The sequence below is a fragment of the Micromonospora sp. NPDC048986 genome, from assembly GCF_040649335.1.
GTDB classification, from domain to species: domain Bacteria; phylum Actinomycetota; class Actinomycetes; order Mycobacteriales; family Micromonosporaceae; genus Micromonospora; species Micromonospora alfalfae.
The window spans coordinates 94,702-113,229 of the sequence record NZ_JBEZFJ010000002.1; the positions used below are offsets into that span (position 1 = coordinate 94,702).

Consider the following 18,528-nt stretch of genomic DNA (forward strand, 5'->3'; position numbering starts at 1 on the left):
GACGTTGTGGGTGCTTCCTTCCACGGGTAGTGCGTTCACCGCACCACAAGCCTGGTGGAGGTCCAGCCCGGGGAATTGGTCGTGGTCGAGCAGCAAAGTTGTCGCTGGGAACTTCACGAACGACGACATCGCCGACGTGGCGATCATGTACGACTACGGCGGCTCCACCACCACGCTGTGGGTGCTTTCCTCCACCGGAAGTGCGTTCACCGCCCCGCAGGCTTGGTGGAGGTCCAACACCGGCAACTGGTCATGGACGAGCAGCAAGATCACCGTAGGCAACTACACCGCCGGTGACACAACGACCGACGTGGCCATCATGTACGACTACGGCGGCTCCACCACCACGCTGTGGGTGCTTCCCTCCACCGGAAGTGCGTTCACCGCCCCGGAGACCTGGTGGAGATCAAACACCGGAAGCTGGTCCTGGTCCAGTAGCAAGACCACCTAGCACCACCCGACACAGGACAGATATCGCTTCCGCTTGAATAGGGGGTGTCGGCCCGGGTGCCCGGGCCGACACCCCCTACCGGACTGACCCTGCCGGTGCTGGCACACCGGGCCACTGTCTGCCGACCCAAAGCGGCGCGGGTGGGCATCCAGGTTGAGTGACGTCGTCAAGATCGACGAGGAACGCCCTCCGACTGCTTCCTCGCCTCGACCGCGAGCGGAACCGTCCGCCACTAGCGCACTGCGGTCGAGCCTGTTGACGCCGCCGCGGGTGGGCCCGGTTCGCTTTCGCTTTGTACGCCTAATGAGCGTGCAAGGGCTGGTCCTGCTGGGCTCGTCCGGAGGTCTCGGGTAGTAGCTGACGCCGGTGAGCGCTTCGACAAGACCGATCCGTCACGGCGGGTCTTGGCCGGGCCGGTCCTTGTGCAGTGGTAGTCCCTTATTGAAGCCGCTCGTGTGGGCCACCTCTGGACAAGGCTGGATCATCGAATCCTTCGAGAAGGTGGAGGGCCACGCGGGCGTCCACGGTCACTGGACGCTGGTGGGATGGTGGACCGAGAGTCCTTTCAGTAGGTCGCGGCGTGATCGTGGCAGGCTTGCCCGAATTTCAGCTCGTCCACGAGGGTTGATGCCTCTGACCGTGTACTGCGGAATCGACTGGGCCGAGGATCGCCACGACGTTGCCATCGTCGACGACAGCGGCGTGTTGGTCGCGCGGCTGAGGATCGGTGATGACGCGGTCGGCTACCGGCAGCTGATCGACCTGCTCGCCGACGCCGGTGACAACCCACAACAGCCGATTCCCGTGGCGATCGAAACCGCCCGAGGCTTGTTTGGTGGCGTGCCTGCGGGCGACCGGTCGACGGGCCTACGCGATCAACCCGGTTGCGGTCGCTCGTTAGCGAGGCCGATACACCGTCTCACGCAGCAACTCCGTCCACGTCGACGCGGTGGTCATGGCTAACATCCTGCGTACCGACGTGGCCGTGCACCGGCCGCTGCCCGACGACCCCGAGCTGGTAAAGGCAATCGCAGTCCTCGTCCGTGGGCAACAGGACGCCGTATGGGACCGCACCCAGGCCCACAACAAGCTGCGCGAGTACTACCCGACGTTCCTGCTGGCCTTCCGCGACGTCCGCGCGGTTGGGGGGATCACCCGTCCCGAAGCCCGTGCCGTGCTCGCCCCACCGCAGCTTGACAGCTGAATGCGTGGGATGCCTTGTCGGCCAGGACTCAGTCGGGGCCTCGTCTTCGGGGCGGCCTGTCGTGAGGCGCGAAACGCGAATGCGGTCAGGATCCGTTTGAACCGCGCGCCGGCAAAGCGTTTCCCACGATAGATAACCTAACAGTGATCCTTCCCGATCGGTATCGGGCAGACGCCCGACTGCGCAGGTCAGCGGCGGTGGCTAGGTTCGCCCAATGCCCACCACCACAATCAGTGCGGTATCCGCTGGTACCTGGACGCTCGGCGATCTCACCGTCAATCGGATCGGATTCGGCGCGATGCGCCTGACGGGTAGCGCCGACGCGGCGAGCGACCGCGCGCGGGTCATCGGATTGCTACGCCAGGCGGTCGACCTCGGGGTGAACCACATCGACACGGCGGCGTTCTACTTCTCCCCGCTCCGGTCGGCCAACGAGTTGATCAACACGGCGCTGTCGCCGTACCCCGATGATCTGGTCATCACGACGAAGGTCGGACCGGGCCGCGACCCCTCGGGCGAGTGGCAGCCGCTGGCCCGGCCGGAGCAGCTGCGTGGGCAGGTCGAGGAGAACCTGCGCCAACTCGGCCGCGACCAGCTGGATGTCGTGAACCTGCGCCAGGACGGGCTGGACTCGGTGGCGGAGCACTTCGGCGCGCTGGCCGAGCTCCGTGACGCCGGACTCATCCGGCATCTCGGCCTGTCCAACATTCGACCGCACCACCTCGGGCAGGCGCAGGCGATCGCCCCGGTGGTCTGCGTGCAGAACACGTACGGTGTGGACACCCGACGGACGCAGGATCAGCTCGTGCGTAGCTGCGGTGAACAGAACGTCGCGTTCGTGCCGTTCTTCGCGATCGCCGGCGACCGACGTGAGACCGGCGGCGTGGCCGCCAACCCGGCGGTGGAGGCCATCGCGCGCACGCACGGCGCGACGCCGGCACAGGTGCGGATCGCATGGACCCTCAGCCGCGGTCCGCACCTGCTGGCCATCCCCGGTACCGGCAACCCCGATCACCTGGTCGAGAACCTGGCCGCCGGGGCGTTGGTCCTGTCGCCTGACGAGTTGGCCAGCCTCGACTAGCGACCTCCGACAGGAGCTGGTCCCGGTCGACGAGCGACCGGGACCAGCGGGTGGCGCGCTCAGGAGGCGGCGATGCCCTCCATGCCGATGCCGTCGGTGAACTTCGGCAGACCCTCCACTGTGGTGACGAGCTTCAGAGAGCCGTCGTCGTTTACCTCGTAGCCCTGCACGTTGCCGGCGGTGGCGTTCTGCACGTACAGGAAGCCGTCGCTGGTGGTCATGTCGATCGACCCGCCGTTGGTGTCGGCGGCGACGTTCTTGACGATTTCCAGCTTGCCGTCGTCGTTGACCCGGTAGGAGCTGATGGTGGAGCTGCCGGCGTTGGCGACGAAGAAGTAGTCGCCGACGCGCTGGATCCAGCACGGCGCCTGCTGGCCGTTGGGCACCGACGGGCCGACCTGGTCGAGTGCGCCGTCGTCCTCCAGCTCGAACCGGCTGACCGCGTTCGCGCCCGACTCGGTGACCAGCAGCGAGTCCTCGCTGTCGAAGGTGAAGCCGAACGGGGTGTTTCCCGCGTCGCTGATGACGGGGTTGCGGGACAGTTCGCCGTGGCGACCGATCTCGTAGCTGAACATGACGTTGGCGCCCTTGGTGGACACCAGCACGAACTCGCTGTCCGGGTCGATCTTGACCTGGGCCGGGGCGGTTCCGAACGCGGGCGGGTTGCCGTTGTGCAGCCCGAGCGACCGGTTGGCGTCCTCGATCCGGGACAGCCGCCCCTTGTGCAGCTCGAAGCCCTGCACCGAGCCCTCGCCGCCGGCGTTGAGCACGTAGACGAGGTCACCACGGGCCGCGACGCTGACCGGCAGGAGACCGCCGGACCAGATGACCTGGAGCTTGTGCAGCCGGGTGCCCTCGACGCGGAAGACCGTCACGGTGTTGCTGCCGGCGTTCACCGCGAACAGCAGCCCCTTGTGGTAGGTCAGGGAACCCTGCGAGGCCAGCGCGTCGAGTGGCGCGCCGATGGTGAAGCCGCCCAGCCCGCCGGTCTCGTACTCGCCGGCCTTGGTGAGACGGCCGTCCTCGTCGCGGTCGTACACCTTGATGGTGTTGCCCTCGGCCTTGTTGGTCTGGACGAAGACCGCTCCCTCGTCGCCGTGGTGGTGATCACCCCCCTTGCGGTCGTCGTGGTACCCAGGGCCGCCGCCATCGGCGAAGGCGGTCCCCGGGATCGATCCGACGCTGGTCAGGCCTGCCAGGAGGGCTGCCGCGAGCGCGACACTGCGCTTCATCTCTGACTCCTTATGCACCCGAAGGGAGGAATACGAGTTTTCCTCTCCTTGGAAAGGTATCGGAGCAGCTAGGCGTGTTGGCCTTACTTACCCTAAAGCGGTAATTTCGTGCCGTTCTGTGGAATCCCCGGACGGGCAGGCGTGCGTTGGCCTAGGGCGAAGCGGACCTTCGGCGCGTCAGGGCGGAATTCCGCAGGGTGCTAGGCGACGTCGCGGCTCAGCGTGAACCAGAAGGTCGGCACCGAGTTGGTGCCCGGCGTGACGTCGATCAGTTCCCAGCCGGTGAACCTGGCCCGGAGCTCGTCGGCGGTGACGCCCGCCGCCCACGAGGTGATCTCGGGGATCGGATTACCGAGCGGCTCGGGGCCGTACCCGAACATCAGCAACAGCGCTCCGGGAGCGGCGCGCCGGGTGAGCCCGGCGGCGTAGGCGTCGCGGCGGTGCAGTGGAACCCCGCAGTAGCAGCTCAGGTCGAAGAACAGGTCGAAGGGGCCCGGCAGGTCCAGCTCGTCGAGGCGGGTGGCGTCTCCGTGCAGCAGCCGTACGGCCACTCCCGCCGCCGCAGCCTTCTCCCTGGCCCGATCGACGGCGCGGTCGATCAGGTCGACGGCCGCCACGTCCCAGCCGTGCCCCGCGAGGTAAATGGCGTTGGTCCCCGTGCCGCAGCCGAGTTCGAGGGCGCGGCCGGGCGGTAGTGCGCCGCGCCCCTCCACCAGGTCGATCAGCTCGGGCGGTGTCACGCCGGTGTCCCACGGTGGCTTGCCGGTGCGGTAGTAGCCCTCCAGAGCGCGGTGGACGGACTCCTCCTCCCTGTCGCGCCGCGTCGAGGCCAGGTCCGGTCCCGGCTTCGGGGTGGCGTGGGGCTGGTTCATCGTCTCCTCCAAGAATTTAGAGTGCAACTCTAGCGAATGACTCTAAAGGTAGGCTCGCAATGTGGACAGAGTCAAGCGGCCTGACAAGCGAGCCGAGCGCTCCCGCCGCACCCGTGAGAAGGTCGTCGAAGCGGCTCGCGAGCTGTTCGTCGCGCAGGGCTACGGGGCGACGAGCCTGCAGGAGGTCGCGGACCGGGCGGGCGTCGCCGTCCAAACTGTCTACTTCGTCTTCCGCAACAAGCGCACGCTGTTCAAGGACGTCGTCGATACGTCCATCGCCGGGGACACCGAGCCGATCGCCACAATGGATCGGGAGTGGTTTCGCGCCGCGTGCGCCGAGCCCACCGCAGCCGGGCAATTGCGCGCGCACGTCCACGGCACCCGCGAGATCCTGGGCCGGGTCGCCCCGATCATGCCGCTGATCGCGGCTGCCGCAGCCACCGACCCGGAGATCGCCGCACAGTGGCCGGACGGTCCCGACCCGCGTTACACGGTGCAGTACGCAGCGGCCGAAGCCCTGGTCGGCAAGCCCGACACCCGTCCCGGCCTCTCCGTCGAGATGGCGGCGGACCTGCTGTTCGGACTGCTCAGCCCGCAGCTCTACCTGATCTTCGTCCGGGACCGCGACTGGTCACCGGACGCGTGGGAAGAGTGGGCCCGCACCGCCCTGACCTCCCAACTCTGCGCCGACGGCGGGTGAGGCGCGGGAGGTCAGGGGTCAGCGCGGGTCGGGCCACCACGGTTCGAGGAGGGTGGGGTCGGCCACGTACTGCGCCACCTGCGTCCGCTGCTCCGGGGTCAGGGACAGCGCCCGGAGCAGGGCACCCCACTCGGGCACCCGGTCGGCCTTGTCCAACGCGGTGGCCAGCTCGATCAGGCCGGCCAGCGCCGTCGCCCGCTCGACCACCGGGGCGTCCTCGGCGCGGCGGCGAATCCCCGAGTCGAGCGCCCGGTAGGCCGCCCGGTCGTCCATCTTGAACTCGCGCAGGATCCGCGCGTTGTCGAGCACCCGGGCCAGCCCGTCAAGCTCCTTCGACCCGCCGTACTCCACCTCCATCGGCTCGTCCCGCTGGATGAAGACGATGGTGTTGCCCGACGGGTCGACGATGCTGAACCGCGACGCCCCGGCGCGGTAGCGGGTCATCCGGGGAAGGCCCTTGACGAGCACCTTGCCGTAGCTGCGGCGCATCGCCTCGGTGAACACCGCGTGGTACGACGCCACCGCGTCCACCATCACCAGGCAGCCGCCGGAATGCTCCTTCGCCGGGTCCAGGTCCTTGGGCGCCGGGCCGTAGTGCAGCTGGAACCCGCTCCAGGTGAAGGCCAGGTACACGTAGGGCTTGAGCTGCTCGTAGGCCACCTCGAACCCCAGCGCCCGCCAGAACGCCAGGGTCTCCTCCGGGGCCGGGCAGTGCAGCAGCGGCACTGTTGTCTCGTTCGGTTGGACACGGTCCGCGTTGGTCGTCATCATCGATCCCCGTCCGGTCGGCAGGCCGGCCATTGTGCCAGCACCAGCGAGCGGCCTCGACGGGTTTCGTCTCCTACCCAGGGAGGAGGCGGGCTCCGACCAGCGGCCGCAACCGGGGCTCGGGGTCGGACGCGAGCAGCGGGCGTGGCTACGAACATCTACAGACATGACTACCGTTGTGCGCCGGGCGACGCGCTGGAACCGCCCACTGATGTTCCTGGTATCCGTGATGGCGGTGCTCGGCGTCGTCGCCGTCGTCGGCATCCTCGTCGACCCCCGCGTCCTGACCGGGGCGCCGATCTGGCTCAAGCCGTTCAAGTTCGCTGTGTCGTTCGTGCTGTACGGCGCCACGCTCGCCTGGATGCTCTCCCTGCTGCCGCGACGCAGCCGGGCCGTCGAGAGGGCGGTCGTCGTCATCGTCGCGGTGGCGGTCGTCGAGAACGCGTGGATCGTCGGTCAGGTGATACGCGGGCAGACCAGCCACTTCAACGACACCACACCCCTGAACACCGCGCTGTTCGCGGCGATGGGCGCGGCGATCATGGTGCTGTTCTTCGCGCACCTCGTCATCGGGATCGTGGTCCTGATCCAGCGGATCCCCGATCGGGTCGCCGCGACCGCCGTCGGCTGGGGGCTCGGCCTGTCCCTGCTGGGCATGCTCGCCGCGGTGCCGATGGCGCTGCCGATGCAGGACCCGGGGATCGAGGGGATCGGTGGGGCGCACAGCGTCGGCGTGCCCGACGGTGGGCCGGGGTTGCCGGTGGTCGGCTGGAGCACCACGGGCGGTGACCTGCGGATCGGGCACTTCGTGGGGCTGCACGCCCTCCAGGCTCTGCCGATCCTGGCGATCCTGCTGAGCCGGTTCGCGACCCGGTTGGACGAGCGCACCCGCGCCCGGCTGCTGGTCGTCGCGGGCGGCGCGTACGGCGTACTCACCGTGCTGTTGACCTGGCAGGCCCTGCGCGAGCAGCCGCTGCTGCGGCCGGACGGCGTCACGCTCGCCGTGGTCGCGGCCCTGGTGGTCGTGACGGCGACCGCGACCGGCCTGGTGCTGGCCCGCCGACGTCGCCCGGAACTGGCGCTGGCCGCGTGACCGCGACGCTGTTCTCCCTGACGTTCGCGGTGGCCGCGCCGTTCTGGGCGCTGATGATCCTGCTGCCGCGGTGGTCGTGGACCGCCCGGATCATCGCCTCGCCGCTGATCGTGGCGCCGGTCGTGGTGATCTACGCGCTGCTGGTGCTGCCGGCGTTCGGCGACGTGCTGCCGGCAGTGGCGTCGCCGACCCTGGCCGGGGTACGCGACCTGCTCGGCACCTCCGCCGGGGCAGCGGCGGGTTGGGCACACATGATCGCGTTCGATCTGTTCGTCGGGCGGTGGGCGTGGTTGGACAGCCGCGATCGGGGGGTGCCGGCGCTGGTGATGGCTCCGGTGCTGCTGCTGACCATCCTGCTCGGACCGCTCGGTCTGGCCGCGTACCTGGCGGTCCGGACCCGGTGGCGGCGGCCGTCGCCACCGGCCCGCAGCGCCTAGGCTGACCACCGTGAGCTGGCCGGGGCGACTGTTCGACATGCGGGACACGCTCGTGCGGATGGTGCTGCTCGACCTCGCCGGGCTGGGCTACCTGCTCTTCGTTCCGCACTCGAGCAGCACGCCCACGACGACACAGTGGATCCTCGCGGTGCTCGCGTTCACCGTGGGGCTGGCGGTGCACCGCTGGCCGGTGGTCAACCTGCTGGCGCAGGCCGCCCTGCTGACGGTCGCGATCCGCCTGGTCGACGACTTCACCATCAACCAGGTTGGCGCGAGTTGGGCACTGCTCGAGATCACCATGCGGGCACGCCGCCCCCGGATTATCTGGCTGTCCGCCGCGCTGCTGGTCGTGGTGGACCTGACCGACTCGGTCGACGACACGGCCCGCCAGGTCGCCTCGGGCGTCGTCGGCCTGGCCCTGGAGGTCGGTGTGCCGGTGCTGCTCGGCCTGGTCATCCGCACCAACCGGGAGCTGAGTCGGCAGGCCGTGGAGCGGGCGGTGGCCGAGCAACGCCAGCACGCCTCGGAGAGTCGCGCGGCCCGCGCCGACGAACGCAGCGCCATCGCCCGCGAGCTGCACGACGTCATTGCGCACCATGTGGCGTCGATGGTGCTGCGGGTCGGCGTGGCCCGGCACGTGCTCACCGACCTGGACCCGCGGGTGGGCGAGGTCTTCGACGACGTGCACGGCACCGGCACCGCGGCCCTCGCCGAGCTGCGCCGGCTGGTCGCGGTGCTGCGCAACCCCGACGGGGTACGCGGCGACGCGGCGCTGACCGCCATCGAACCGTCCGCGCTGCCGGCGGCGATCGGCGCGTCCATCGACCGGGCCCGGCAGGCGGGTGTCACTGTGGAGGCCGATCTCGACCCGGCGATCGGTTCACTCGACGCGGTGCGCGGCATGGCGGTGCTGCGACTGACCCAGGAGGCGCTGACCAACGTGGCCAAACACGCGGGGACGTCAGCGCTCGCGCAGCTCGTGGTCGCTGTCCGGGACGGCGCCGTGCACTGGGAGGTCACCGACAACGGGCGCGGCGGGGTGCCGGCGGGCGTGCCGGCCGGTGGCGGGCACGGCATCACCGGAATGCGCGAGCGGGTCGAGGTCCTCGGCGGCCGGTTGGAGGCGGGCCCGACCGACGCCGGATGGCGGGTACGGACCGTCCTTCCGGCAGTGTCCGCCGCGCCGGTCGGGTCGGTGCCCCGCGAGCGGGAGGCCCCGGCCGGGTCACCCGCGCCGGAGCCGGCGTGATCCGGGTGCTGCTGGTCGACGACCAGCACCTCATCCGGGCCGGGCTGCGCATGCTCTGCGACGCCCAACCCGACATCGAGGTCGTCGGGGAGGCCGACAATGGCCGGGAGGCGATTCCGCTGGCCGGGCGGCTGCTCCCCGACGTCGTCGTCATGGACCTGCGGATGCCCGGTGTCGACGGGATCACCGCGACCAGCCGGATCCTCGCCGAACGCCCCGCCACCCGAGTCCTGGTGCTGACCACGTTCGGCGACGACGACCACCTCTACCCCGCGCTGACCGCCGGAGCGTGCGGGTTCCTGCTCAAGGACGCGCCCCCGACCGAACTGCTGGACGGCATCCGCCGGGCCGCCGTCGGTGACAGCCCGTTCAGCCCGGAGGTGCTGCGTCGCCTCGTGCAGCGCGCGGTGCACGCCCGCCCGGGGTCAGCACCGGCCCTGCCGGGCCTGACCGCCCGGGAACGGGACGTGCTCGACCTGGTCGCCGAGGGCCTGTCCAACACCGAGATCGCCGATCAGCTCCACATCGGTGTCACCACCGTCAAGACCCACATCACCAGCCTGATGACCAAGACCGACAGCCCGAACCGGGTACGCCTGGCCCTGTTCGCTCGCGGCGTCTGACGCTCAGGCCCGCATCCGCGCGGACACGGCGATGACGAGCACCAGCGGCACGATCAGCAGTGCCGGGGCGACGACCGGCAGGTGCACGGCGACAAGGGCGCCGACCGCCGCGCCGACCATGAGGGCCAGCAGCACCTGGGCCTTGGGGCGCAGGCTGGCCCACGGGCTGCGGGCGGCGACCCCGGCGATCAGGCTGGTGAGCGTGCCGGTCAGGTACGTGGAGGACAGGCCGGAGACCCCGAAGCGTTGGATCGCACTGCTCTGCACGCCCAGCGCGACCGCTGACAGCATCAGCAACGCCAGGTGGACACCCGCGTCGGGGGTGTGCAGGGTGACCTCCCAGACAACGGCGAACACCACGAACACCGACAGCTCCAGGACCAGCGCCCAGGTGACCCGCCGGGGCCAGACCGGATCGTCGGGCTGTGCCGAGCCGACGACGCGGGCACCCGCGAGGACACCGACGATGAAGCTGGCGATGGCGCAGCCCGACGTCAGAGCCAGGTCGGCTTCGCCCCGGCCGGCCGAGAGCCCGAGCAGGACCATGTTGCCGGTCATCACGCTGGCGAAGGCGCCGCCGAGGGCGAGGAAACCGAGAGCGTCGGCGCTCCCGGTGAGGAAGGTGAGGACGACGACGAGCGCCTGCCGTCGCCGCAGCAGGCGCTCGTCTCGGCGCGGGGCGACGTGGGGGTGGGTGACGCGGGGCGCTGTGCTCGACACTGTCGGCCACCTTCCAATAATTGTTCTTCGTATACACTTTGTCCGGACACGTTCACGGAGAGGCGACCAGGTGGCTGAAGACCTACGGGACAAGCTCGGCGCGCAGCACCTGCCGCTACGCGATCAGGTCCTCGCCGCGCTGCGGACCGCCATCATCGACGGCGACTACCTGCCCGGGGAACGGCTGACCGAGGACCGGCTCGCCGAGGACTTCGGCGTCTCCCGCAACCCCGTCCGGGAGGCGCTGCGCGTCGCCGAGGCCGAGGGGTTCGTCGTGATCCTCCCCCGTCGGGGAGCGGTCGTCGCCTCACCGAGCAGCGGGACCATCACCGACATGTTCGCCGTGCGCGAGCGGCTGGAGACACTGGCCGCCCGGCTGGCCGCCGAGCGGGCCACAGCGGCCGACGTGGCGTCCCTGCGCGCCCTGCTCGACCAGGGCCGCGAGGCGACGCAGCGCCACGACCTGGCCCGCGTCGCCGAACTGAACAGCACGCTGCACCTGCGCATCCTCCAGATCAGCGGAAACCCCTGGCTGTCGTCGATCGCCAAGTCGCTCTACCTCCATGTCCAGTGGGTCTTCCGGCTCGGGGCGGCCGAACGCGCGCCACACTCGTGGGCCGAACACATCCAACTCGTCGACGCCATCGAGTCGGGCGACGGTGACCGCGCCGAGCGGGCCGCGCTCGACCACCTCGACGCGGCATCCGCGGCGGCGTACGAGAACGCCGAAGGCGGCTACGGCGCCCGCTAACGACCGCACGCGTAGCCCTGCATCCCCCGGGGGTTCGCACCGGCCGCCAGCACGCCCGTCGCCGGGTCACGGGTCACCGCGCAGAGCCGACCGAGGCTCCACCCATCGGTGACCCGCACCTCGTGCCCGTACGCCCGCAGGGCCGCCAGCACGCCCTCGTCGAGCCGGTCCTCCACCACCAGGACACCGGGCTGCATGTCGCGGGGATAGAACGACCCCGGCAGGCTGACCGTGTGCCACGCCGGCGCGTCGATGGCCTCCTGAAGGCTCTGCCCACCGACGAGGTGCCGCAACAGGAACGGCAACTGCCACTGGTCCTGCTGGTCGCCACCGGGGGTGCCGCAGGCCAGCACCGGCTCGCCGTCGCGGTGCACCATGGTCGGGCTCAACGTCGTCCGCGGGCGGCGGCCCGGCGCCAGCGACGAGGCGAGCCCTTCCTCCAGCCAGAACATCTGCAACCTGCTGCCCAGCGGAAAGCCCAGCTCCGGGATCGTCGGGGAACTCTGCAACCAGCCGCCGCTGGGGGTAGCGGAGATCATGTTGCCCCACCGGTCGACCACGTCCACGTGACAGGTGTCGCCCCGGGTGACCCCGTCAGACTGGACCGTCGGCTCTCCCGTGGTGGCATCCGTCGGCCCGGTACGCCGACCGGCACCGGGTCGGACGTGGGCGGGCAGGCGCGGCTGCGCCCCGTCCGGACGCCCCGGCCGCAACTCCGCCGACGCGCGATCACCGATCAGGGCGGCCCGCTCCCTGGCGTACTGCGGCGAGAGCAGCGCCTTGGCGGGCACGTCGGCCCCGTCGCCGTACCAGGCCTCCCGGTCGGCGAAGGCGAGCTTGAGCGCCTCGACCTGGGCGTGCACGCCCGCCGCGGTCGCCGGGTCGTACGCGCCCGGGTCGTCGAGCGCGTCCAGTGTGGCCAGGGACTCCAGCAGCACCGGGCCCTGACCCCAGAAACCGGTCTTCGCCACCGAGTAGCCGTGCCAGTCGAGGGTGGCGGGCGGCTCCCAGCTCGCCGAGTACGCGGCCATGTCGTCGCCGGTGACCAGCCCGGCGTTCGGGCGGCCACTGGAGTCCTGGAACGGCCGCCGGCTGAACGCGTCGATCGCCTCGGCGACGAAACCCGCGCTCCAGGCCCGGCGGGCTGCCTCGATCTGGGCCTCCCGGTCGGCACCGGCCGCCCGTCCCGCCTCGACGAGTCGGCGCAGGGTGTCCGCGTACGCCGGGTTGGTGACCACCTCCCCCGCGGCCGGCGGCCGGCCGCCGCGCAGCCAGAGCGCGGCGGAGGTGGGCCAGTGTTCCTCGAACAACGACCGGACGGCCGCCACCGTGTCACCGACCCGGCCCACCAGCGGGTGCCCGGCGCCGGCGTAGCCGATCGCCGGCTCCAGCACCTCGGCGAGGGTGAGCGTGCCGTGCTCGCGCAGCAGCAGGAGCCAGGCGTCCACCGCGCCGGGCACGGCCGCCGCGAGCGGCCCGGCGCCCGGGATGAGGTCCATTCCGAGGGACCGGAAGTGCGCGATGGTGGCGCCGGCCGGGGCCGGGCCCTGCCCGCACAGCACCTTCGGTCGGGGGTCCCGTGCGGTGGCCACGATGGCCGGCACCTCGCCGCCCGGCCCGTTCAGGTGCGGCTCGACGACGTGCAGGACGAAACCGGCGGTGACCGCGGCGTCGAAGGCGTTGCCCCCGCGTTCCAGGATGCCCATCGCCGACTGGCTGGCGAGCCAGTGGGTCGAGGACACCATGCCGAAGGTGCCCTGCAACGTGGGTCGGGTGGTGAACGTCATGACAACACCTCACTGGGATCTGCGGTACGAACGTCGGGACCGGTGCCGTCCGGCCGGACCAGGTGGCACGCGGCCATGCCGTCGCCGATGGCGGTCTGCGCCGGCACCTCCGTCGCGCACCTGTCGAAGGCGAGCGGGCACCGGGTCCGGAACCGGCAGCCGGACGGCGGGTCGAGTGCGGACGGCAGGTCGTCGCCGAGCAGCACCGGCTGACGGTGGCGCTGACGCACCGGGTCGGCCACCGGCGCGGCGGAGAGCAGCGCCTGCGTGTACGGGTGTGCGGGGCGGGCGAAGATCCGCTCTCGGCTGCCGGTCTCGACCAGTTGACCGAGGTACATGACCGCGATGTCGTCGGCCAGGTACTCGACAGCGGAGAGGTCATGGGTGATGAACAGGCAGGCGAACCCGATGTCGCGTTGCAGGTCGGCGAGGAGGTTGAGCACCGACGCCTGCACTGACACGTCGAGCGCGCTGGTGGGTTCGTCGGCGATGAGCAACATGGGCTCGGAGATCAGGGCCCGCGCGATGCTGACCCGTTGGCGTTGCCCGCCGGACAGTTCGTGGGGGTAGCGGCGGGCCACCTCGGCGCGCAGGCCCACCCGTTCGAGTTGGGGGGCGACGCGGGCGTCCTGGTCGCGCCGGGAGATCCGCTTGCCGGCCAGCCGCAGCGGCTCGGCCACGATCTCGCCCACCAACATGCGCGGGTCCAGTGAGGCGGCCGGGTCCTGGAAGACGATCGACACCGCGCCGCGATGGGGACGCAGCCGCCGTCGGGACAGGTGGGTGACGTCGGTGCCCGCGATCCGGACGGTTCCCGCTGTCGGCTCGACGAGCCGCACCACGCATCGGCCCACTGTCGACTTCCCGGAACCGCTCTCGCCCACCAGGGCCGTGACCCGGCCTCGCGGGATGGTCAGTGACACCCCGTCCACGGCGCGCACCGGGCCGAAGTGCATCACCAGGTCCGCGATCTCCAGGGCGTTCGGGTGCGGCGTCATCGGTTCGCCTCCTGAGGTGCCGTCGGTGCCGTCGTGCAGGGGTGCCAACAGGCCGCCAGATGGCCGGGGCCACCGATCCCCTCCAACGGCGGGGCGGCGGCCCTGCACTGCTCGTCGGCGGCCGGGCAGCGATCCGCGAAGGTACAGGCGTCGGGCTGGTTGGCCAGAACGGGCACCAGCCCGGGGATCTCGGTCAACCGGTCGGTGCCGGCGTGCCGGCCCGGCTGCGGTGACGCCGACAGGAGCCCGGCCGTGTACCGGTGCCGGGGGTGGGCGAACAGGTCGTCCACCGGCGCCCGTTCCACCACCCGGCCCGCGTACATCACGACGACGCGGTCCGCGATGTCGGCGATCACGCCGAGGTCGTGGGTGATGATGAGGACGCTCGTGCCGAGCCGGTCGCGCAGGTCCCGCAGCACCTGGAGGATGCCGGCCTGGACGGTGACGTCCAGCGCGGTGGTTGGCTCGTCGGCCACCAGCACCTTCGGGCCGCAGGCCACCGCCATCGCGATCATCACGCGCTGGCGCATGCCGCCGGAGAGTTGGTGCGGATAGCTGTCGACCCGCTGGGCTGCGGACGGGATCCCGACGAGCGTCAACAGTTCGACGGCGCGGGCCCGCGCCGCCCGTCGGGACATCCGTTCGTGGACCTGGAGCACCTCCGCGATCTGCCGCCCGACGCTGAGCACCGGGTTCAACGACGTCATCGGCTCCTGGAAGATGTAGGCGATCTCCCGACCCCGGACCCGGCGCAGTGCCGACTCGCGGGCCCCGACCAGTTGGGTGCCGTCCAGGCGGACCGACCCGGTGACCCGGGCGCTGCCCGGAAGCAGCCCGGCGAGGCTCATCGCCGTGACGCTCTTTCCGCACCCCGACTCGCCCACCATCCCGACGATCTCCCCGGCTGCGAGGTCCAGGCTGACCCCGTCGACCGCCGAGACGGTGCCGGTCTCGGTCGGGAACGACACCGACAGGTCGCGGATCTCCAACACGGGCGCGGAGGCGGTGGTCATCGCCGGTCTCCCTTCGGGTCGAGGGCGTCGCGCAGGGCGTCACCGAAGACGTTGAACGCCAGCGCCAGACCCATGATCACCACACCGGGGAAGACGGCGGCCCACGGTGCGCGGGCGGCGAACTGCTGGGCGGTGGCCAGCATGGTGCCCAGACTGGGCGCCGGGGGCTGGATGCCGAGGCCGAGGAAGGACAGCACCGCCTCGCCGAGGATCGCGGCCGGGATGGCGACAGTGGCCTGCACCAGGATCACCGAGGTCGCGTTGGGCAGGATGTGCCGGGCCAGCACCCACAGGTCGCTCGCGCCGTCCACGACGGCCGCCGCGACGAAGTCCAACGACTTGAGGCGCAGCGTGTCCGAGCGGACGACCCGGATCACCCCGGGGATCTGGGCGATGCCGATGGCCACCGCGGCGTTGCCGAGGCTGGCGCCCCGGATTGCCGCCAACCCCACCGCCATGATCAGAAACGGGAACGCCAGCAGCAGGTCGGTGAAGCGTGAGATCACCGCGTCCCAGGCCCGGAAGTAGCCGGCGGCCAGCCCGAGCGGCACCCCGATGACCAGTGACGTGGCCACCGCCAGGAGCCCGACCTGCAACGACGCCCGCGCGCCGAGCATGATGCGGGAGAGGACGTCCCGACCGAGGTCGTCGGTGCCCAGCAGGTGCCCGGCGGTGCCCGGAGGCGCGAACGTGCGGGCGAAGTCGGTCTGGTCGACGGAGTAGGGCGCGAGCCAGGGTGACAGCAGCGCGATGACGCCCGCCAGCGCGAGCACGACGAAGCTCACCACGGCGAGCGGGTTGCGCCGCAGCCGCCGCAGCACCCGGGTACGCCGGGTGATGCTGGCGGTGCCGGTCTCCGCCATCGGTACGGTGAGGACGGTCATGCCGGATCTCCCGTCACCCGGATGCGTGGATCGATGACCGAGTAGAGCAGGTCCACGAAGAAGTTGATCACGATGTAGGCGGCCGCGGTTAGCAGGACGACGGCCTGGATCACCGGGTAGTCCCGTTGGAACACCGCGTCGATCGTCATCTTGCCGAAGCCCGGCAGCCCGAAGATCTGTTCGGTGACGACAGCGCCGGAGATCAGCCCGCCGAGTTGGAGACCCACGACGGTCACCACCACGATGAGGCTGTTGCGCAGGGCGTGCCGGGTGATGACGGCGCGCGGTCGCAGGCCCTTCGCCTTCGCCGTGCGCACGTAGTCGGAAGAGAGCGAGTCGAGCATCGCCGACCGGGTCTGCCGCATGATGATCGCGGCCAGGCCGGTGCCGAGGATCACCGCCGGCAGGACGATGTGGTGCAGGTTGTCCACGGGGTCCTCAAGGATCGGCACGAAGCCGGAGGCGGGGAAGAGCCCGGTCGCCACTGACAGGTAGAGGATCGCCAGCAGCCCCAGCCAGAAGTGCGGCACCGACAGGCCGATCAGGGCCAGGCCGTTGGCGAGCCACTCCGCCGGGCGTCCACGACGGACCGCCGCGAGCACCCCGGCGCCGACGCCCAGCGCCGACGCGATGAGGATCGCCAGGACGGACAGCTCGACGGTCACCGGCAGGGCGGTCGTGAGCATCGACGAGACCGGCGTGCCGGTGCGGATGGACACCCCGAAGTCGCCCTGTGCCATGCGCTCCACGTACTGGGCGAACTGCACCGGCAGCGGCTGGTCCAGCCCGTAGTGCCGCCGGATGGCCTCCAGTGCCTCCGGCGACCGGTCCTCGCCGGCCAGGGCGAGGGCCGGGTCGCCGGGCAGCGCCCGTACGCCGACGAAGACCACTATCGTCGACATCAGCAGGGTCAGCGCCGACTGCCAGGCGCGGGTGAGCAGATAGCGGGCCACGACTGCCTACTTGCCGAAGCCGGCGAAGGCCGCCCGGATCACGCCGTCCGGGTAGACCTGCAGGCCCTGGATCTGCTTGCTGACGGCGGTCAGGTTGCGCTGCCGGTAGAGGTAGATCAGGGCGTCGTCCTGCTGGAGCAGCGTGACCGCCTGCCCGTACAGCTTCTTGCGCTCCTCGACGTCGCCGGCCTGCCGGGCCTGGGTCAGCACTGTGTCGAGCTGCGGGTTGCTGTAGCCGGCGACGTTCTGGCTGGCGCCGGTGCCGACGAAGTTGGTGATGTTGGCGTCCGGGTCGATCCGCCCGCTCCAGCCGAGCTGCAGCAGCTCGAAGTTGCCACGGTCCTGCTCGTCGAGGAGCGACGAGTACTCCACCGGGTTGATCTTCAGGTCGAACCCGCCGTCCTTGACCATGGACTGCAACGCCTGGGCGAGGCGCAGCGTGTCGGGCGTGTTCGAGGCGAGCATCGAGACCGGGTACGGCGTCTGCACGCCGGCCTCGGTGAGGAGTTGCTTGGCCTTGGCGGGGTCGTGCGCCGGGCAGGTCTGCGCCTCGGGCGACGAGAACGGGCTGGCGGGTGAGATGGGCGAGCAGGCGGCGGTGTGCACGCCGTTGAAGACCGCGTCGACAAGGGCCTTGCGGTCGATCGCGTGCTCGAAGGCCTGCCGCACCTTGGCGTTCTGGGCGAGGGGTCGGTTGATCGGCTTGGCGGCGGTGCCGACACCGTCGACGTTGCCGACGTTGATGGTCAGGCCCTGGTAGCCGAGCGACTGCGACTGGAGGACGGTAAGCGCCGCGTCCTGCCGGAGCGAGGCGACGTCCTGGGTGGAGACGGAGTCGGCGACCTGGGCGTCGCCGGAGCGCAGGTTGGCGGCGCGGATGCTGGCGTCGGTGAGGATCCGCCACGAGATGGCGTCCAGGTGCACCTTGCTCGCGTCGTAGTAGTTGGGGTCCCGCACCACCTCGATGGAGTTCTGCGGCACCCGCTTGGCGAACTTGAACGGGCCGACGCAGACCGGCGCCGAGGCGAAGTCGTCGCCGAGGCTCTGCAACGCCTTGGCGCTCATGATCATGCCGGCCCGGTCGGCGAGGGCCCCGAGCAGCGGTGCGAACGGCTGCTTCAGCCGCAGGACGACGGTCTGCGCGTCCGGGGTGTCGACGCCGTCGATGGGACCGAGTTCGCTCTTGCGCGCCGACCGCTCGTTGCTGAGGTGGCGTTGCAGTGTCGCCTTCACCGCCGCCGAGTCGAACGCCGTGCCGTCGGCGAAGCGCACGCCGGGCCGCAGCGGAATGGTCACCGTCCGGCCGTCGCCGCTCGTGGTGGGCAGGGCCGTCGCGAGCTGCGGTACGACCTGGGCCTGCTCGTTGACGTCGTAGAGCTTCTGGCACATGGCTTGGAAGACGTAGCGGGAGTAGAGGCTTCTCGACAGCGTCGGGTCCAGCGCGTCGGGCTCGGCGGAGAGGGCGATGACCAGCTTGCCGCCCTGCTTCACGGCGGCGGGGTCGGCGGGCGTACCGAAGGAATCCTGGCCCGCCGCCTGGTCGCCGCCGGACGGGTCGCCGCCGTCGTTCTTCGACACCGGTGAGCAGGCGACGACCGTGCAGACGACGGCGGCCGCCGCCACGGCGGCCCCGAGCACCCGGCGGCGGGGCAGGTTCGTGTCGCGGACGGAGAGGTTCGTCATGGAGAGCTCCTCGAGTGGGCGATTCGGGG

General features: G+C 70.8%; 18 protein-coding genes and 1 pseudogene. 9 read left to right on the forward strand and 10 right to left on the reverse strand.

Annotated features, from left to right (window positions below):
- The 3 genes and pseudogenes from AB0B94_RS05500 to AB0B94_RS05510 all read left to right on the forward strand — a co-directional run.
- Window positions 1-451: hypothetical protein (locus AB0B94_RS05500; RefSeq protein ID WP_357268602.1), on the forward strand; the 451-nt coding region annotated here is incomplete at its 5' end.
- 627 nt (window positions 452-1,078) lie between these two features.
- A pseudogene (locus tag AB0B94_RS05505) lies at window positions 1,079-1,631 on the forward strand (transposase); the annotation flags it as partial.
- Window positions 1,632-1,869: 238 nt separating this feature from the next.
- Complete coding sequence (locus AB0B94_RS05510; RefSeq protein ID WP_357268604.1) at window positions 1,870-2,736, forward strand: aldo/keto reductase; 867 nt, start codon at window positions 1,870-1,872, stop codon at window positions 2,734-2,736.
- Between the two features lie 59 nt (window positions 2,737-2,795).
- On the opposite strand, the gene AB0B94_RS05515 is transcribed toward AB0B94_RS05510, so the two are convergent.
- Together AB0B94_RS05515 and AB0B94_RS05520 are read right to left on the reverse strand one after the other, a co-directional pair.
- Window positions 2,796-3,968 (reverse strand): beta-propeller fold lactonase family protein, encoded by a 1,173-nt coding sequence (locus AB0B94_RS05515; RefSeq protein ID WP_357268606.1) that lies wholly within the window; start codon window positions 3,966-3,968, stop codon window positions 2,796-2,798.
- 200 nt (window positions 3,969-4,168) lie between these two features.
- Window positions 4,169-4,840: a class I SAM-dependent methyltransferase gene (locus tag AB0B94_RS05520; protein WP_357268608.1), complete on the reverse strand. Its 672-nt coding sequence runs from the start codon at window positions 4,838-4,840 to the stop codon at window positions 4,169-4,171.
- A 61-nt stretch (window positions 4,841-4,901) separates the two neighbouring features.
- Between AB0B94_RS05520 and AB0B94_RS05525 the strand changes: the two genes are divergently transcribed.
- The gene (locus tag AB0B94_RS05525; RefSeq protein WP_357268610.1) at window positions 4,902-5,540 is read left to right on the forward strand and encodes a helix-turn-helix domain-containing protein; all 639 of its coding nucleotides are present in this window, start codon (window positions 4,902-4,904) and stop codon (window positions 5,538-5,540) included.
- An 18-nt stretch (window positions 5,541-5,558) separates the two neighbouring features.
- Here the strand turns inward: AB0B94_RS05525 and AB0B94_RS05530 are convergent, their stop codons facing one another.
- Window positions 5,559-6,308 (reverse strand): glyoxalase, encoded by a 750-nt coding sequence (locus AB0B94_RS05530; protein WP_357268612.1) that lies wholly within the window; start codon window positions 6,306-6,308, stop codon window positions 5,559-5,561.
- A gap of 166 nt (window positions 6,309-6,474) precedes the next feature.
- On the opposite strand from AB0B94_RS05530, the gene AB0B94_RS05535 reads away from it, so the two are divergent.
- Genes AB0B94_RS05535 through AB0B94_RS05550 form a run of 4 tightly spaced genes read left to right on the forward strand, consistent with a single transcriptional unit; the run spans window position 6,475 to window position 9,710 of the window.
- A complete protein-coding gene (locus AB0B94_RS05535) occupies window positions 6,475-7,401 on the forward strand; it encodes a hypothetical protein (RefSeq protein WP_357268614.1) in 927 nt (308 codons plus the stop codon).
- On the forward strand, window positions 7,398-7,838 hold the full coding sequence (locus AB0B94_RS05540) for an ABA4-like family protein (protein ID WP_357268616.1): 441 nt from the start codon (window positions 7,398-7,400) through the stop codon (window positions 7,836-7,838). The genes AB0B94_RS05535 and AB0B94_RS05540 overlap by 4 nt, the downstream gene beginning before the upstream one ends.
- A 10-nt stretch (window positions 7,839-7,848) precedes the next feature.
- Window positions 7,849-9,087 (forward strand): histidine kinase, encoded by a 1,239-nt coding sequence (locus tag AB0B94_RS05545; RefSeq protein WP_357268618.1) that lies wholly within the window; start codon window positions 7,849-7,851, stop codon window positions 9,085-9,087.
- Window positions 9,084-9,710 (forward strand): response regulator transcription factor, encoded by a 627-nt coding sequence (locus tag AB0B94_RS05550; RefSeq protein ID WP_357268620.1) that lies wholly within the window; start codon window positions 9,084-9,086, stop codon window positions 9,708-9,710. Before AB0B94_RS05545 ends, AB0B94_RS05550 begins: the two co-directional genes overlap by 4 nt.
- Before the next feature lie 3 nt (window positions 9,711-9,713).
- Here the strand turns inward: AB0B94_RS05550 and AB0B94_RS05555 are convergent, their stop codons facing one another.
- Window positions 9,714-10,430, reverse strand: coding sequence for a YoaK family protein (locus tag AB0B94_RS05555; protein WP_357268622.1), 717 nt, complete (start codon window positions 10,428-10,430; stop codon window positions 9,714-9,716).
- 70 nt (window positions 10,431-10,500) lie between these two features.
- On the opposite strand from AB0B94_RS05555, the gene AB0B94_RS05560 reads away from it, so the two are divergent.
- Complete coding sequence (locus AB0B94_RS05560) at window positions 10,501-11,181, forward strand: GntR family transcriptional regulator (RefSeq protein ID WP_357268624.1); 681 nt, start codon at window positions 10,501-10,503, stop codon at window positions 11,179-11,181.
- Here AB0B94_RS05560 and AB0B94_RS05565 read toward each other — a convergent pair.
- Genes AB0B94_RS05565 through AB0B94_RS05590 form a run of 6 tightly spaced genes read right to left on the reverse strand, consistent with a single transcriptional unit; the run spans window position 11,178 to window position 18,499 of the window.
- Window positions 11,178-12,968: a gamma-glutamyltransferase family protein gene (locus AB0B94_RS05565; RefSeq protein WP_357268626.1), complete on the reverse strand. Its 1,791-nt coding sequence runs from the start codon at window positions 12,966-12,968 to the stop codon at window positions 11,178-11,180. The genes AB0B94_RS05560 and AB0B94_RS05565 overlap by 4 nt on opposite strands.
- Window positions 12,965-13,966: an oligopeptide/dipeptide ABC transporter ATP-binding protein gene (locus AB0B94_RS05570; protein WP_357268628.1), complete on the reverse strand. Its 1,002-nt coding sequence runs from the start codon at window positions 13,964-13,966 to the stop codon at window positions 12,965-12,967. The genes AB0B94_RS05565 and AB0B94_RS05570 overlap by 4 nt, the downstream gene beginning before the upstream one ends.
- A complete protein-coding gene (locus tag AB0B94_RS05575) occupies window positions 13,963-14,979 on the reverse strand; it encodes an ABC transporter ATP-binding protein (protein WP_357268630.1) in 1,017 nt (338 codons plus the stop codon). Before AB0B94_RS05575 ends, AB0B94_RS05570 begins: the two co-directional genes overlap by 4 nt.
- On the reverse strand, window positions 14,976-15,863 hold the full coding sequence (locus AB0B94_RS05580) for an ABC transporter permease (RefSeq protein WP_091399349.1): 888 nt from the start codon (window positions 15,861-15,863) through the stop codon (window positions 14,976-14,978). Before AB0B94_RS05580 ends, AB0B94_RS05575 begins: the two co-directional genes overlap by 4 nt.
- The gene (locus tag AB0B94_RS05585; RefSeq protein ID WP_357268633.1) at window positions 15,860-16,816 is read right to left on the reverse strand and encodes an ABC transporter permease; all 957 of its coding nucleotides are present in this window, start codon (window positions 16,814-16,816) and stop codon (window positions 15,860-15,862) included. The genes AB0B94_RS05580 and AB0B94_RS05585 overlap by 4 nt, the downstream gene beginning before the upstream one ends.
- A 6-nt stretch (window positions 16,817-16,822) precedes the next feature.
- Entirely contained in the window at window positions 16,823-18,499 is a 1,677-nt protein-coding gene (locus AB0B94_RS05590) for an ABC transporter substrate-binding protein (protein ID WP_357268635.1), read from the reverse strand.
- Between the last annotated feature and the right edge of the window lie 29 nt (window positions 18,500-18,528).